This is a genomic window from uncultured Psychrobacter sp. (assembly GCF_947500265.1).
GTDB lineage: Bacteria > Pseudomonadota > Gammaproteobacteria > Pseudomonadales > Moraxellaceae > Psychrobacter.
Genome location: NZ_CANMRN010000001.1, coordinates 469,887 through 485,055 on the forward strand (window position 1 = coordinate 469,887; position 15,169 = coordinate 485,055).

At 42.2% G+C, this 15,169-nt stretch carries 14 protein-coding genes; 6 read left to right on the top strand and 8 right to left on the bottom strand.

The window, feature by feature from the left end:
• Positions 1 to 82: 82 nt before the first annotated feature.
• On the top strand, positions 83 to 745 hold the full coding sequence (gene pdxH / locus Q0788_RS01950) for a pyridoxamine 5'-phosphate oxidase (RefSeq protein ID WP_298807670.1): 663 nt from the start codon (positions 83 to 85) through the stop codon (positions 743 to 745).
• A 145-nt stretch (positions 746 to 890) separates the two neighbouring features.
• On the opposite strand, the gene Q0788_RS01955 is transcribed toward pdxH, so the two are convergent.
• The 7 genes from Q0788_RS01955 to Q0788_RS01985 form a co-directional block, all read right to left on the bottom strand.
• A complete protein-coding gene (locus tag Q0788_RS01955; RefSeq protein WP_298807502.1) occupies positions 891 to 2,153 on the bottom strand; it encodes an HlyD family secretion protein in 1,263 nt (420 codons plus the stop codon).
• An 88-nt stretch (positions 2,154 to 2,241) separates the two neighbouring features.
• Positions 2,242 to 3,930 carry an MFS transporter gene (locus tag Q0788_RS01960; RefSeq protein ID WP_298807504.1) on the bottom strand — a complete coding sequence of 563 codons (1,689 nt, stop codon included), beginning with the start codon at positions 3,928 to 3,930 and terminating at the stop codon, positions 2,242 to 2,244.
• A gap of 364 nt (positions 3,931 to 4,294) precedes the next feature.
• The gene (locus Q0788_RS01965; protein ID WP_298807506.1) at positions 4,295 to 4,924 is read right to left on the bottom strand and encodes a glutathione S-transferase family protein; all 630 of its coding nucleotides are present in this window, start codon (positions 4,922 to 4,924) and stop codon (positions 4,295 to 4,297) included.
• A 4-nt stretch (positions 4,925 to 4,928) separates the two neighbouring features.
• On the bottom strand, positions 4,929 to 5,606 hold the full coding sequence (locus tag Q0788_RS01970; protein WP_298807508.1) for a type 1 glutamine amidotransferase domain-containing protein: 678 nt from the start codon (positions 5,604 to 5,606) through the stop codon (positions 4,929 to 4,931).
• 251 nt (positions 5,607 to 5,857) lie between these two features.
• Complete coding sequence (locus Q0788_RS01975; protein WP_298807510.1) at positions 5,858 to 6,907, bottom strand: NADP-dependent oxidoreductase; 1,050 nt, start codon at positions 6,905 to 6,907, stop codon at positions 5,858 to 5,860.
• A 167-nt stretch (positions 6,908 to 7,074) separates the two neighbouring features.
• Positions 7,075 to 8,286, bottom strand: a complete 1,212-nt coding sequence (locus tag Q0788_RS01980; RefSeq protein ID WP_298807511.1) for an iron-containing alcohol dehydrogenase — start codon at positions 8,284 to 8,286, stop codon at positions 7,075 to 7,077.
• A gap of 374 nt (positions 8,287 to 8,660) precedes the next feature.
• Positions 8,661 to 9,260: a TetR/AcrR family transcriptional regulator gene (locus Q0788_RS01985; protein ID WP_298807512.1), complete on the bottom strand. Its 600-nt coding sequence runs from the start codon at positions 9,258 to 9,260 to the stop codon at positions 8,661 to 8,663.
• A gap of 352 nt (positions 9,261 to 9,612) precedes the next feature.
• Here Q0788_RS01985 and Q0788_RS01990 point away from each other — a divergent pair, with 352 nt between their 5' ends.
• Entirely contained in the window at positions 9,613 to 11,097 is a 1,485-nt protein-coding gene (locus Q0788_RS01990) for an aldehyde dehydrogenase family protein (RefSeq protein ID WP_298807513.1), read from the top strand.
• A 116-nt stretch (positions 11,098 to 11,213) separates the two neighbouring features.
• On the opposite strand, the gene Q0788_RS01995 is transcribed toward Q0788_RS01990, so the two are convergent.
• Positions 11,214 to 11,462: a hypothetical protein gene (locus Q0788_RS01995; protein WP_298807514.1), complete on the bottom strand. Its 249-nt coding sequence runs from the start codon at positions 11,460 to 11,462 to the stop codon at positions 11,214 to 11,216.
• 206 nt (positions 11,463 to 11,668) lie between these two features.
• Here Q0788_RS01995 and Q0788_RS02000 point away from each other — a divergent pair, with 206 nt between their 5' ends.
• The 4 genes from Q0788_RS02000 (at position 11,669) to Q0788_RS02015 (ending at position 15,120) form a co-directional block, all read left to right on the top strand.
• Positions 11,669 to 11,920, top strand: a complete 252-nt coding sequence (locus Q0788_RS02000) for a hypothetical protein (RefSeq protein WP_298807515.1) — start codon at positions 11,669 to 11,671, stop codon at positions 11,918 to 11,920.
• Complete coding sequence (locus tag Q0788_RS02005) at positions 11,872 to 13,050, top strand: DASH family cryptochrome (RefSeq protein WP_298807516.1); 1,179 nt, start codon at positions 11,872 to 11,874, stop codon at positions 13,048 to 13,050. The genes Q0788_RS02000 and Q0788_RS02005 overlap by 49 nt, the downstream gene beginning before the upstream one ends.
• A 69-nt stretch (positions 13,051 to 13,119) precedes the next feature.
• Positions 13,120 to 13,557 carry a DUF3429 domain-containing protein gene (locus Q0788_RS02010; RefSeq protein ID WP_298807517.1) on the top strand — a complete coding sequence of 146 codons (438 nt, stop codon included), beginning with the start codon at positions 13,120 to 13,122 and terminating at the stop codon, positions 13,555 to 13,557.
• A 315-nt stretch (positions 13,558 to 13,872) separates the two neighbouring features.
• Positions 13,873 to 15,120 (top strand): NnrS family protein, encoded by a 1,248-nt coding sequence (locus tag Q0788_RS02015; RefSeq protein WP_298807518.1) that lies wholly within the window; start codon positions 13,873 to 13,875, stop codon positions 15,118 to 15,120.
• The last annotated feature ends 49 nt before the right edge of the window (positions 15,121 to 15,169 follow it).

Consider the following 15,169-nt stretch of genomic DNA (forward strand, 5'->3'; position numbering starts at 1 on the left):
AAGGCAATAATTGGTATTCAAAATAGTAACTGGTATTTAAGATAACAATATTATAGTTTTCAAATAAGGAACTGCTATGAGCATGGACTTTACCGACCAACGCCTCTCATACGAGAAAGGTGAGCTTGACCAACAGTCAGTACCAACGTCACCATTCGAGCTTTTTAAAGCTTGGATGAATGAGGCGTTAGCACAAAAGGTGCAAGAGCCTTATGCAATGAGTTTGGCGACATGTGGCGCAGACAATAAGCCTAGCGCCCGTATTGTGCTACTACGTGAGATTACTGAGACAGGTATCGTTTTTTATACCAATTATGAAAGCGCAAAAGGGCAAGATATTGCAGAAAATCCTAACGCTGAAGCGTTATTCTTTTGGCATGAGCTGGAGCGTCAAGTCCGTATCAGCGGTAGTATCGCTAAAATTGCTGTTGATAAATCGGCTGCTTACTTCCAAAAGCGTCCCCATGATAGTCAAGTAGGTGCTTGGGTGAGTCAACCGCAAAGTGGTGAAGTGGCCAATCGTGAAGTCATGGAGCAAACGTTTGAACAGCTGCAAGCAGCACACCCTGACAATACTACCGTGCCAACGCCAGAGTTTTGGGGTGGGTATGAGATTACGATTGAAAGTATTGAATTTTGGCAAGGTCGCGCCAATCGAATGCATGACCGAATTGTGTATACGCAGAGTAGCGACGACGACAGTGAAGGCAATAAAGGCTGGACAACTAAACGCTTATTGCCATAGTTGTTATAGCCTCAAGCTATAGATTATAGAAAACTAAAAAAGCCACTCTAAATCCAAGTTCTTTGGTGTCTAAAGTGGCTTTTTTACGTTAACTACTATTTACCTTGTTTGGCATTATTTCGTATTTAACTTTTTATTCAACCTTTCATTTAATATTGGTATCGACATCTACTGAGACTGACATGCCAGGACGTAAGCGTGCAAGTTCAGGCTGGTTTTGGTCTAGGTCGATGCGTACAGGAATACGTTGAGCGATTTTTATGTAGTTACCTGTCGCAGGGTTGGCAGCAGCAGCACTAAACTCGCTACCAGTCGCTGGCGAGATATTACTCACGTGACCCGTAAATTTGGCACCGCCAAGCGCATCGACATGAATGGTCGCAGGCTCACCGATTGCCATATTGGCTATTTGAGTTTCCTTAAAGTTTGCAATGATCCAAATGCCTTTTGGCACGATATACATGAGCTGCGTACCAGCGCTGACGTATTGACCTTCTTTGACACTGACTTGGCTTAGCTGGCCAGATTCAGGCGCAGTGATGATAGTATTGTCTAGATTGATTTGCGCTTGCTTGACGCCTGCTTCAGCATTTTTGATATTTGCGTCCAGCGATGAGCGACTGCCGCTAGTCTTTTCACGGTTTTCTTGAGCGGCTTGCAAATTAGCCTCTGCTTGCTGTACACCTGCTTGTGCTTGAGCCAATTGCGCCTTGATATGAGCAACTTCTGCTTTCGATACCGCACCAATAGCATCCAAACCTTGATAACGGTTGACATCTTCACGCGCGCTTTCTACATTGAGTTTGGCACTATATAAATCAGCTCTACGTGCTTCGATTTGCGCTTGGCTGGTTTGCGTATCTTGGTCATTGGTAGAGCGGTTAGTAAGGGCTACTTCGGTATTTGCTTGGGCTTGTTCGAGCTGCTGCTGAAAGGTTCGATCATCTATCTTTATGAGTAAGTCGCCAGCTTTTACGTTGGCGAAGTCTTGCACGGCTACCTTGGTGACATAGCCAGAAACTTGCGGGCTAATAATAGTCGTCTGACCTTTGACAAAAGCATTATTGGTTTGCTGTACCGTTGGGGTAAATGGTGGGAGCTTCCACGCATACAAAATCAATGTCACGCCAATGACAATCAATAAAATTAATAAGCCTAAGTTTAGATAGGATTTTTTCTTAGGCGACCAACCAGTAGTATCGGGTATTGGCTCTTTTGGTGGCATCGGTGGTTCATTGCTGTCTGAACTGCTTTCTATATCACCTTCTGCTGTCTTAGTTGCTGATGGCGAAGAAGTTGCAGCAGACTCTTCTTTGCTTATATCGGACGCTAGAGGTGTGTCTGTTGCTGGAGCATCAGTTGACGTCTGAGGTATTTTATTAAGCTCATTTGGTTTTTCTTGGCTCATGAAATGCTCCTAAATGTTAATAAGCAGATATCTGATGGGTCTGACTATAAATGAATATGATAAAAAATCACTAAGATAATAAGTTGAATTATTTTGTTTCGCGCATCTTGGCGATGACGGCGAGCTCTTTGGCCAGTGGATTGCGCTTGTGGTAACGGTTATAAAAATAGTTGATCAATAAAATGGCTGTAACGAAAGTAGCAAAACTGGCCATCAAAAAGAACAAATCGCTATAAGCGGAGACAGTTGCTTGGCGTTGAATCCCTTGCAACACTTGACTCATTGCAGCCACATTCGCTTGCGCTGCGTCCGTCGTTTGGTTTGACAATACACTACGAGTACCAGCAATTTGAGCGTTGAACGTAGGATCACCCAAGTTCAGTGAGCTGACCATATCTGCATAATGCACTTGTGTACGAATGGTCGTAAATGCCTGAATAGCCGCTGCACCTGCCAATCCGCCAACCGTTTGAGAAATACCAAAGATAACCGAAAAACTAATGATATAAGCAGGACCACTAGCAATAGCCCGCAGAAATCCTTCGAAAACCAAAGGTCCCATAAAATATACCGCGGCAAATGCAATCAAAAACTGGCTAATATAAAACATATAAGGTGCGGAGTTGATAGAGACCCCAACGTCCATCCAAGAACCTAAGGCAATCAATGCTACTGCAAAAATAACGGGACGGCGCAAGTCCATTGGATTGGTACTAAAAATACTAATGACCAAAGCCAGCACACTGGCAGCCATTATGACAGCATAAAAAGTAACCAGCTGATCGTTACCATAACCCAAATTAGCAAGTAGGCCTGCAGCACCGACATTTTGTTCAGATAGCAAAATTCGCATAACAGCGCCGGTAATCATAAAGGCAATAATATTGCGGCTACGCATCCAGCGGACTTGTAACATTGGGTTTTTGCGATGTGTTTCAATCCATAGAGCGATGCCAATCCCAACAATAGCAATCATAAGTGGATAGACGAGCCAAGGCGTCGTCCACCATAAAATCCTACCTTGCACCAAAATTACAGCCAGTGCCGCCAAACCGCTCGCAAAAAAAGCAAAGCTTAAAAAATCGAGTTTCTCAAATACTTTTTCGGTATTACCTGGCGGTAACTCCAATATGTTAATCAGTCCAAAACAAATCAATGCTAAACCAAATTGAAATAAAAATAAATTCTCAAGCTGACCGTCGATGGCGAGATAGGGCGAGATGATTCGTGATAATGGAATACCAAACTGCACCAAGCCAAAACCCAATATTAAGCCACTGGTCCGCTTGACGGTTGGCATGCCTTGCAAACAGTAGAATAACCCTAAAATGGTCATGCCACTTGCCACCATACCACTAAGTCCCCTGGCGACAATCTCTAGGTAATAAGGCTCAATTCCTATATTAGGCGTATCTAATAAGTGACTACTGATTAGCCACTGTAAACTCGTGGCGGCCAACAAAAAGAACAGAGTGATTTTGCTAAAAAGTGACATACCAAATTGTTGGCGAATTTTGTACAGCAGAACGGTGATACAGGCATTGGTCATATTATAGCTAACAGATATCCAGCCACCTTCAGCTGGCGTTAAGCCCAGTTGACCCTGAATTTGAGTAAGATTTGCGACGAGCAGACCGTTTTGGAAACTGGCAGTGAGACCAACGAAAATTCCGATCAGTAAGTAAAATAATTTGCGGCGTGCAGGATGATCAGGATTGGCAGGAGAGCCCACCATTATCGGTTGTTCGTGGGGCTTAAACTGATATTCATTACTCATGGACGTACCATAATCTGTATAAGGAAATAGAATGGCATAGAACAGATTCCAGACGCAAAATCAGGTCAGTACGATGAATGTTCATAGCTTAAAAACAGCGGAGTTACTGATATAAATGCTGGTCAAACTGGAAAGATAACCCAAGAAATGCAGGGCATATTTTATCATAATCTTTATAGCGCTTTTGTCATTAGCGCGTAACTCATTGGCGCTATTGAATAAAGATATAGCAGTATTTCGTGCAATATGACGAACATTAAAACAAGCGATGCAACAAGTAAAAAATGCTATACGCATAAAAAACAGCTCTATACAGAGCTGTTTGTGTGTATCGGAAAGTTGGTCTGTCAGTTATGATGCAATGCTAAACGGATTGGTCGTACTTAGCCTCTAGCTGCATAGCGCGCTGATAGCTATTGAGACTGGCAAGCGCTTCAGCATACTGCCTGATATTCGGGTAAGCGTCGAGTTTTTGACGCTTAGCGAGAATGATTAAGTCAAATGACAACATAAAGTCAGCACCACTTAGCTTATCACCCACAATGAACGACTTACCTTTAACCGAAGCATCCAGATATTCAAACAATCTGGTTTTTTCTGTATCGATATAGCCACTCAAAAACTCATTGTCATCAATGCCTGCTTTTTTGGTAAATAGCTCAAGCATTAATGGCAACATTAGCGAGCTTTCTGCAAAGTCAATCCACTGCAGATAATATCCATAATCTGAACTATCTGTAGCAGGGCGCAGACGCTCTGGCGCAAATCGTTCAATCAATAACTCTGTAATCGCACCGGACTCAGCGTAAATCTGTCCATCCATCTCGATAACCGGAGATTTACCGAGTGGGTGAACTGCCTTCAGGGAATCTGGTGCCAAATGAGTTTTGGCATCGCGCTGATGACTGATCACTTCATAAGGCACGCCTAGCTCTTCTAAGAGCCAAAGCGTACGCAACGAACGTGACTGATTAAGGTGATGTAAGCGAATCATGATATTAACCTTTGAGCTTGTTGATCAAACGCTTAGCCGCTTCTTCTGATGAGGCTGGGTTTTGACCTGTGATCAATAAACCATCTTCGACCACAAACTCTTCCCAATCAGCGGCTTTTTCATAGTTACCACCGTTGGCTTTCAAGACATCTTCTACTAAGAAAGGCACCACGTCTGTTAGGCCAGCCGCTTCTTCTTCTGAGTTGGTAAAGCCAGTAACGGTTTTACCTTTTACTAAGTACTCGCCATCAACTTTGACGCTTTTAAGCGCGCCAGGTGCATGACAAACAAAAGCAACAGGCTTGTCTTGCTTGACGAAACTCTCGATCAATTCGATAGAGTTCTTATCTACTGCCAAGTCCCACAATGGACCGTGACCACCTGGATAAAAGACTGAATCAAAATCTTCTACTTTCATGTCAGCAAGTTTCTTGGTATTGGCCAAGTGCTCTTGCGCCTCTTTGTCGTCTTTAAAACGCTTGGTATCTTTAGTTTGTGTATCTTCAGTATCGCTACTAGGATCTAGTGGTGGCTGACCACCTGCAGGAGACGCTAGAGTGACATTAGCACCCGCATCGAGAAACGCATAGTAAGGAGCTGCAAATTCTTCTAGCCAAAATCCTGTCTTTTTACCAGTATCGCCTAGACGGTCGTGTGAGGTTAGTACCATTAAAATATTCATAATTATCCTTATTTATTGTTTATATGTGAGTAAAACAAATTATTAACAGCCACATTTTTATTGATAGGGGATTCATTCAAATGGCAAGCCAGATGACCAAAACGTTATCAGTATAAGTGGTGACCGCTAATATTATTCCTGCTTCAGACGTAACTTTCAGTAGTGATCTTAGCAAGTTATGTTGTTAAGTTGTTATTAACAATAGTTATTACCTATCGTCAATTATTTAACAGTCAATTATTTAACATAAGTTACTGAACGTCAGAGACCTTAACCACTGTTTTACCAAAGTTATCACCGTTTAACATACCGACAAAGGCTTCTGGTGCATTTTCTAGACCATCAGCGATGTATTCTTTGGTTTTGACGTCGCCTGACTCTACCCATTTGCTCATGGTTTCTAAGAACTCTGGGAAGTGGTCGCCATACTCTTCAAAGATAATGAAGCCTTTGATGGTGAGGCGGCGGCTTAAGATAAGGCCAGTCAATACGCTCAAACGATCTTTACCTTCAGGCAGTTCGGTCGCATTGTACTGGGCAACAAGGCCACAGACAGGAATGCGAGCATGAGCATTGAGTAAAGGCATGACCGCATCAAACACGTGCCCACCGACGTTTTCATAATAGATATCGATACCATCTGGGCAGGCCGCTTTTAATTGCTCAGCAAAGTCATCGGCTCTGTGGTCGATACAGACATCAAAGCCAAGCTCGTTGACCGCGAAATCGCATTTCTCTTTGCCGCCTGCCACACCGACAGTGCGCAGACCATGTTGATTACCCACTTGACCGACCGTAGCACCGACAGGTCCAGTGGCTGCAGCGACAACTAACGTTTCGCCTTTCTGTGGTTTGCCGATATCAGTCAGACCCATGTAACCAGTGAAGCCGGGCATACCTAACACACCTAAACCATAAGAAGGGTTTGCCATGTTTTTGTCCAGTTTCAGGACGCCTTCGCCATCACTGACACTGTAGTCCTGCCAGCCGGAATTTGATACGACCAAATCACCGACAGCAAATTTATCGATATTAGACTCAACCACTTGAGCGACTGTGCCACCCATGATGACGTCACCGACTGCTAATGGGTCTGCATAGCTTTTTGCATCGCTCATACGTCCACGCATATATGGGTCTAATGACAGATATACCGTGCGTAATAACATCTCGTTATCGTTTGGCGTTGGGATGTCGCTGGTTGTCATGTCAAAGTTGTCAGCGGTTGGTTCGCCGTTCGGGCGGCTGGCAAGTTTGATTTGACGGTTGGTTTGTTGATTCTGTTGTTTGTCGAAGCTCATAGTAGGACTCCTTTATATTTATTAATTGTCATTATTATGGTGGTGTTAAATGTAGTAGCTACTCAGCATGGAATAGCTACTACTATAAATAGCATAACGATATGTACTTATTGTTACTGTCGCGATTTTTCTTATAATTCTTCTGACGGTTCTTGCTAAAGCGCTTATTAAGACGCTTTGCTAGTTACAGCGCGCTGCAAGATACGACGTGATACTTCTAAGTCGTTGGTACCATGTTCACCAAGCTTGACCATGTTATGCACTTCAAGCTGCTTGATGATTGGATCAATCGCTGATTCAGTCAAGTCAACGTCTTCTAGGCTAACTGGCAACCCAAGCTCGCGGAAGAAGTTTTCAGTGTAAACAATAGCCGTTTCGATAATGGCATCATCGTCTAGGTCAGTATCAGTAATGTTCCATACGTTACGCGCATACTGAAGCAGTTTTTCTTTTTTGCTTTCTTTTAGCTCACGCATGACTGATGGCAATACAATGGTTAGCGTACGTGCATGATCGATAGCGTGTAATGATGTCAGCTCATGACCAACCATGTGAGTTGTCCAGTCTTGTGGCACACCAGTACCGATCAGACCGTTCAATGCCATGGTCGCTGTCCACATAATGTTCTTACGTGTTTCTAGGTTTTCTGGATCTTGCTTAACCACTAGACCTTCATCAATAAGGATTTTAAGCAAGCTCTCAGCAAAGGCATCTTGTACTTTCGCGTTTACTGGGTAAGTCAGATATTGTTCCATTACATGAACAAATGCATCAGCCACACCATTCATAACCTGACGTTCAGGCAAGGTAAGTGTTTTGAGTGGATCTAGAATTGAGAATTTAGGGAAGGCAAGTGGGTTACCAAACGGTAGTTTTGCTTGACGTTCACTATAGTTGATCACGCCGCCTGAGTTCATCTCAGAACCTGTGGCTGGGATAGTCAATACAGCACCCAAGTCGACAGCAGAATCGATGTTTTTGCAATAACCAGTTAAGGCATCCCAAGCTTGGTCACGTGAGACAGTGCCGTCTTCTTCAGTTAATGAAGAAACGAGTGCGACAAATTTGCTACCGTCAATCACAGAACCACCGCCAACTGCTAATAAGAAGTCGATGTTGTGCTCATTAACCATATCAGCGGCTTTAAGTAGCGTGGTAAATTCTGGGTTGGCTTCAATGCCACCAAATTCAAATACAGTACGGTTACCGCTTGCTGCTAATGCAGTTTTTACTTCGTCTAAAGTACCAGTACGCTGTGCTGAACCACCACCATAAGTAATGAGTACACGCGCATCAGTAGGGACTAGATCTGATAATTGCTCGATTTGACCTTCACCAAAAACGATACGGACTGGGTTGTAGTATTGGAAGTTATTCATAAGATTCCTAATTAGTAATAAAAAGTTTTTAATAAAAACGATTCAATTAAATTGTTTTGACATGGGATATTGTCTGATATCAATCAATGAATGAAATGATAAGCAATGCTCGTATAGGCATTCATTCTTAATATTTGTGCGCATTGTACACCAATTAGACCAGTCGTCTAGCGATGTTTACAAAACTATCGTATAACTGTTTAAGTCATATGCAGATGTCATTAAGAAATTTGTTTAAAAAAGAGAAGGCAATAAAGCACACTGAACACTCAAGCATAGTACTGACAGCTGCTATCTATGAGTATTATGAATATTCAATGTGCTTTAATGGCTACGTTAGAAGTGCGGTCGATAGAAATTCAAACGGTTAACTATCAGCGTCCCATTTGGGTCGTGGTCATCTGCCAGATTTCTGCTAAAGGGGTATTGGTTTGGCTAATCTTTGCAATCAAGCTTGCGCCAAGCCATGCAAAATACCAACGCTTGGCCATACTCTCAGCCGAGATGTTATCGTGACGAGGGACAGACTCATCGAGCCAGCCAGCTTTGATCTGCTTAGCAAGCCACATGGTCGTCTGCTGATAGCCAGTATCAAGTGCCTTACGCATGGTTTCTGACATATCGGCTACCTCTGCGCTGAGCTTCACTACCAAGCATTTTTCATGGTCACAGCCGTTCTGCTGGGTGTCATACCAGTTTTGAAAATAGTCATATAGTTTTTGCTGTGCACTGACATCTTGTGCATCGATGACATCCAACCGAGTCTTATATAAACTAAAATAATGATTAATAATGGCTTCACCAAAGGCTTCTTTAGAAGCAAAGTAATGATAAAAAGAACCCTTTGGCACACCTGCTGTATCTAAAATCTGCTTTAGACCAACAGCGGTAAAGCCTTTTTTGGCTATTAATTGATAACCAGTCGCAAGTAAGTGCGTTTTGGTGTCTGATGTAGTAGCGTCTGTATTAGACATAAATAGGATTGTCTCCCTTGATGGTTCTGTGTATTAAGTAGTCAGTCGAAACAGTTAGCGTTCACTTGAACGTCATGTTGATGGCGTATTGTAATAGGATATAGTTATATGTGTTACGTTTTATCAACAATACTCACTGACAAAGTAGTCTTGTTTTATTAATAGCTATGGTAGCATTAGACCAGTCGTCTAGCAAGGTGGGTTTTATTCTCATCAGTCACTGGTTAGATATTTATTTTATCTCATAGCTTAATAAAGACTTTAAACCTACTACTTACAAGACAGCTTTAACCACTCTATTTAGATTATTAACAATAAATTCGTCAAACAACAAAGCAAAATAAGGATGATTATGTCAACCAACGATAGTAACAATAGCGCCTACAATGATTTTCACTTGCAATTCATCGCAGGCGAATGGCAAAAAGGTAAAGATGATAGCATCAATACCAATACCAATCCCTACAATGGCGATACGCTCGTAGAGATTCAGCAAGCGACCAAAGATCAGCTTAATGAAGCCTATGATACTGCGACCCAAGCTCAAGAAGCGTGGGCCAAGCAGACACCAGCAGAGCGTTCTGCAGTGTTGTATAAAGTCGTGCATATACTCGATCAACGCCAAGAAGAAATCGTCGATTGGTTGATTAAAGAATCAGGTAGTACCCGTATCAAAGCGATGGTTGAGTTCGGGGCTACACGCGCGATTACCCTGGAAGCAGCGACATTCCCTAATCGTGTCCATGGTGAGATTCGCCCATCAAATACTCCTGGCAAAGAAAACTTTATTTATCGTGAGCCAATCGGTGTTGTCGCTGTTATTAGCCCATGGAACTTTCCACTACATTTAACTCAACGCTCTATCGCGCCAGCCTTAGCACTTGGCAATGCAGTGGTACTCAAGCCTGCTAGCGATACGCCAGTGACTGGTGGTTTGCTATTGGCCAAAGTATTTGAAGAAGCGGGTCTACCAAAAGGCCTGTTAAACGTGGTTGTGGGTTCAGGCAGCGAGATAGGCGATGCAATCGTTGAACACAAAGCGTCAAGTTTTGTGTCATTCACAGGATCAACTTCAGTGGGTAAACACATCGGTGAGCTAGCTAATGGTGGTGAGCATATCAAACAAGTGGCACTTGAGTTAGGTGGAAACAGTCCATTTGTTGTACTCAAGGATGCAGATATTGATCAGGCAGTAAAAGCAGCCGTGTTCGGTAAGTTCTTGCATCAAGGCCAGATTTGTATGGCTATTAACCGAATTATTGTTGAAAATGAAGTGTACGATGAGTTTGTAGAGCGTTTCTTGTCTCATGTTAAAACGTTACAGGTAGGTGATCCTAACGATCAAGGTACTGCTATTGGCCCAATTATCAATGAGAAACAAGTTCAGTCACTTAGAGATAAGATTGATGAGGCACAGAAAGAAGGCGCAAAAATGCTCTTGAGCGGTGAAATCAATGGTCAATTAGTCCCACCCCATGTCTTTACCGAAGTTACTAGAGAGATGGATATTGCCTATAATGAAATATTTGGACCATTGATAGGCATTATTCGAGCCAAAAATGAAGAGGATGCTTTGTCGATAGCTAATGATTCTATGTATGGCTTATCTAGTGCGGTGTTTACCGCAGACATGCAAAAAGGTTTACGTTTCGCTCGTGGTATCCGAGCAGGTATGACCCATATAAATGATATTCCAGTAAACGATGAAAGTAACGTGGCTTTTGGTGGTGAGAAAAATTCAGGTATCGGCCGTTTCAACGGTGAGTGGGTACTAGAAGAATTCACCAGAACACATTGGATCTCAATGCAAAATGAGCCACGTGAATATCCGTTCTAATTGTCCTAAAATAGAATGCTAATAGCTAGTAAAAAAGACCGCTTTGATAGCGGTCTTTTTTTGTGAGACATTCAGTGTTTTACTGAGAGCGATATATTTGAAAGCTAGTCAATAAGTTATCTGGCATGAAAGCCAAGTAATCCTTCAATTTCTTCCATCGTCATCCGTCTTACCAGTGCTTGCTCTTCTACTGACAAGCGGTTGGTATGTTCTTTTATCATCGTATGAATACTTCGTGATATCTCAGAGGTGGTCGCGTAATACATTTGAGGCTGCTCTTTTGTCAACCTCATCAAAAATCGATTGATAAGTTTACGCTTTTCATCTGATTTATTTTCTTCAGCCGTAGTCTTATTTTGAGTCATGGTGTTCTCCTAGAGGTAAGTCATTTAAGCACTCAGACATATGAGAATCGATGCTTATAAGTGGTTTCTGGGGCTGACCTCATTGCCTTACAAGTATTAGGTTAGCATCATGGTTGAATGCTAAGTATGTTGGATATCGTATATGATATTTTGAGCTTAAAGTTTAAAAGTAATAAATAAGCGTTAAATAGCCAGAAGGATAGGGTATGTCAAATCAAGCAGCAAACAACTCAGAGAACAACAATGTTACATTGGTGTTATTTCACAATGACTTGCGATTAGCGGACAATGCAACTTTGCTAAAAGCATCTAAGATATCCATTAATGGAAAGCTGCTGTTTGTTTATGCCTCATCGTTGACAGATATATTAGACGATAAAGACCATTATGAGTCTATCGTTATGAGGCTATGGGTCAAGCTCGTCAGCAGTTTTTGCATGAGAGCTTGGCTGATTTAAATGCATCATTGATACAGCGTGGTAATAGGTTGCTGTATTTACAGAAAGGCGATGAAGCATTGAACGTCTTTACTCAGTTGAATGATCTAATTGCGCAGCAACAAGTGACGGATATCTGCATCAGTCAAACGGCAGATTATAATCAAAACAAAGTATATGACCTTTTACAGGCGAAGCATCTGGAGATACAGTGGCATGTTCAAACAACAGCGACTTTGTTTGATGAGTTGCCGTTAGAGCAGTTGCCCAAAAGCTTTACGCAATTTCGTAAACAAATCGAAACCGATTATGATTTGCTGCATGCAGAAAAAGATATAGCCATTTCTCCAACGCCAGCATCATTTGCTCCATTGCCTGATAATATGTTGAGTAGGGACGAGTGCTTTTTTGAATCGCAGTTGTCTAATCAGGCAGAGGTTGATAAGCCATCACAGCAGCCATCCAGTTTTACAGGTGGTGAGTCAAATGGTCTCAATCACTTAGATGCCTATTTCGATTCCGATGCGCCCAGCACTTATAAAACTACCCGAAACGCGCTAGATGAGTGGGCGCATTCCACAAAGTTTTCCGCTTGGCTTGCAAACGGCTCGCTATCTGTAAACACAATATTAAATCGTTTGCGTCGATATGAGCGCGATATCATCGCAAATGATTCTACCTACTGGATATGGTTTGAGCTGCTGTGGCGTGAGTATTTCTATTGGTATGCTGTGACCCATCGGCAAAATTTATTTTGGTTTAAGGGTATCGCTCAGCACGCGCCTTCAACTCAATTGATTGAGAGTCTGTTAGCGCAATGGAAAAATGGTACGACACCATATCCTATCGTCAATGCTTGTATGAACCAATTGCGCATGACAGGTTACATGTCGAATCGCGGACGACAACTGGTTGCCAGCTGCTTTATCCATGAGCTAGGGCTTGATTGGCGTTACGGGGCAGCTTACTTTGAGCAACATCTTGTTGATTATGATGTCGGCAGTAATTGGGGCAATTGGCAATATCTGGCAGGCGTCGGCGCTGACCCAAGAGGATGCAGACAGTTTAATCTCGACAAGCAAACTCAGCAATACGATCCAAACGGTGAGTTTATCTGTCAATGGCAAGGCAATACTCAAGAGGGCGATTAATGTATATTGAAAACTCTCACTCGACAGATGATAGCTATTATTAGACTAATTATAAGATAGGTTTAAACAATGAAGAAACCCAGTCCTTATCTCACTTTTGCAGGTGCTATTCCGTTTGTCGCCTGTGCATTTTTATTGATGGTAGACGTTGTTACCGTGCCTATACTTGGCTCAGTAGTCGATGTGTTAAGTGCTTATGGTCTAGTAATTGCATCATTTATGGCAGGCGCGCATTGGGGTAATCATTTAGATTTAGCTGAAGACAATAAGTGGGCAGTTAGGCTTCCACTGTATAGCAATGTCATTGGGCTTGGCCTTTGGCTTGGGTTTTTAATCTTATCAGCCAGTAGTTTTAGTTGGCTATTAGTGATTGGGTTTATAAGTCTGTTGGTTATTGATTATAATCTGCATCGAGCGCAGATTATCTGTCATGCTTACTTTAAAGTAAGGCAGTATGTCACAGCGATAGTGGTCATATCGTTAGTCGTTGCGGCATTACAGTTGTAAGTGGTATTGACTAAGTCATGGCTAAATAATAGTTAAAGAACAGCCAGATTGCTTTCTCTATTTTTATATAGTCAAATCCATATAAATCCGCTACATCGTCATCCTCGCTAAGCATACTAATGTATAACTTGCGCTCGGTTTCCTTGTATCGAAATTATTTGAATTCAACTATACTTGAGATTTTGCTTCTAGAGATTTCCGTAGGCGCTGCACTTTAATGGATAGAATATTTCAATAATCAGACTAAAGATTTATAAAGTTCATTTAAAATGAATGTTATAATTAAAGCCATCTATATTCTTTAAGAAGATGGCTATGCACTCTATCAAGTTACCTAGCAAACCACCAAGATCTCCGCATCCTATCTTTAATTTGAGCTTTCGCATATTTTTTAGTGCTGCTGCGCTATTTTCCGTAGTAACGATGCTGCTATGGGTGTTTGCGTTCACTGGTCACACCGATATCGATGCACAGGTTTTGAACCCGTTATACTGGCACGGCCATGAAATGGTGTATGGTTATGCTCTGGCAGTGGTAGCCGGGTTCTTGCTAACTGCGGTCAAGACATGGACAGGGGTAATGATGCCGCATGGTTATAAGCTGCTAGGCATCTTTGCCTGTTGGTTGTTAGCACGTCTGAGCTGGCTAAGTTTTGGGCTTGGCATAACGCTCATAGGTGATAGTATGTCGTGGTTATATATAGCAGTCCTTTTTGATGTAGTATTTGTCGCCTCGATGGCATATGTGATATGTCGAGCGGTATGGCAAGTTAAGCAATACAAGCAAATGGGTATCTTGGCAAAACTGGCACTGCTGACCTTTGGCAACGGACTCTGCTATTGGGGAATTATCAATGCTGATATGAATACAACTAAGATAGGGATTTATTTTGGGTTTTACTTGATCATTGGGTTAGTGCTAACGATTGGCCGACGTGTGGTGCCATTTTTTATTGAACGTGGTCTTAGTATAGATATGGAAACGTCAGAACCCATTAAACTACGTAATAGTAAGACACAAGATATCGCAAGCTTAGGATTTTTCTTCGCCTTTTTTATTAGTGATGTATTTTATCCAAACCAGTATCTCTTGACGGTTACCGCGCTCGGTGTAGCAGTGATTAATATCGTTCGTCTGATAGGGTGGTATCATCACGGTATTTGGCAAAAACCATTACTTTGGTCGTTGTATATTGCATTTTTAGGTATGTGTTTGAGTTTCTTATTGTATGCACTACAGCCTTGGCTCGGTTATCCGCACAGCATTGCTATGCATGGACTGGCGATTGCTGGTGTTGGTATGATGACGTTAGCAATGATGACTAGAGTATCTCTGGGACATACGGGTCGCAGTATTCATCAACCGCCAAAAATGGTAGGCGTTATGTACGGTTTGATGGTATTAGTATTTATCAGCCGCGTACTACTACCGCTAGTCGATATGAGTCATTACCTAGTATGGATTATGATTGCACAAAGCGCTTGGATGGCTTGTTTTGTGCTATTTTGCATCAGTTATCTGCCTATGCTGGCGCGTCCTCGGCCAGATGGTTTATTTGGTTAAAGCGGACTAATGATACTATTACCAGAAATATGATTTACTTTGTTCAAAA